The following is an 809-nucleotide window of genomic DNA, read 5'->3' on the forward strand; positions in this document are numbered from 1 at the left end:
CGCCGCGGGCGAGCCCGGCGACCTCAAGCACCGTGCCGCCGTCCCGGCCGGTGGTTGCGCGGACCCAAAGGCGGCGGCGGGGCACGAACAGGGACAGGGCCAACCCGGCCATCGCGACGACCGCGGCGATCAGAGTGGGGGTTTGGGTGGGGTCGGCGGCGATCTCCAGCGACGCGAATCGGGGGATCGGGCCGAGCTCGATCGTGCCCAGCTCGTCCGGCAGCGGAACCGGGGTGCCGGGGACCAACTGCAGGGCGGGGGTGGGGGTGCCCCGCCCGGCGATCTGGGTGAGGGTGCTGGTGTCCAGTGCGTACACCGACACCGGGACCCCGGTGTTCAGGCCCAGGTCGCCGACGTACACGTTGAAGGTGACGACCGGGTCCAGCAGGTCCGGGTAGCTGGACGCGAACGCCCCAGAGGCGGTGGTCGCGCGGGTGGGGTACAGCATCCCGACCAGGCCGACCTGCTCGGCCAGCCCGTCGGGAACCTTCACGATGCCCAAGCTGGTCAAATTCGCGTCCTGCGGCAGGAACGGGACCGTGTCACGGAACACGATCTTCCCGGCCGGGTTTCGGACGGTGAGGGTGGGGGCGTACCCGTTGCCGAGCAGATAGATGTCGGTGCCAGCCACCGGCAGCGGCTCGTTGACCCGGATGCTGGAGGCCTGCCGGGTGCCGCCAGTGGTGGTCGTGACCTGCGCGTCGAACGTCTTCGGCATGCCGAGCGCGTTGACGTTGTCCAGGACGTAGTCGACGCGGAACCGGTCCAGGGTGAGGGAGAACGCCGGGATCTGCGTGTCAGTGATGAAC

The 809-nt window shown here is 70.3% G+C and carries 1 protein-coding gene; it reads right to left on the reverse strand.

All coding sequences use genetic code 11. From position 1 onward, the window contains the following. The coding region (locus DSP71_RS00390) for a cytochrome c biogenesis protein ResB (protein ID WP_147251144.1) at positions 1–809 on the reverse strand (809 nt) is incomplete at both ends.

This window comes from Microbacterium sp. H6, from assembly GCF_003314775.1.
GTDB lineage: Bacteria > Actinomycetota > Actinomycetes > Actinomycetales > Microbacteriaceae > Microbacterium > Microbacterium oxydans.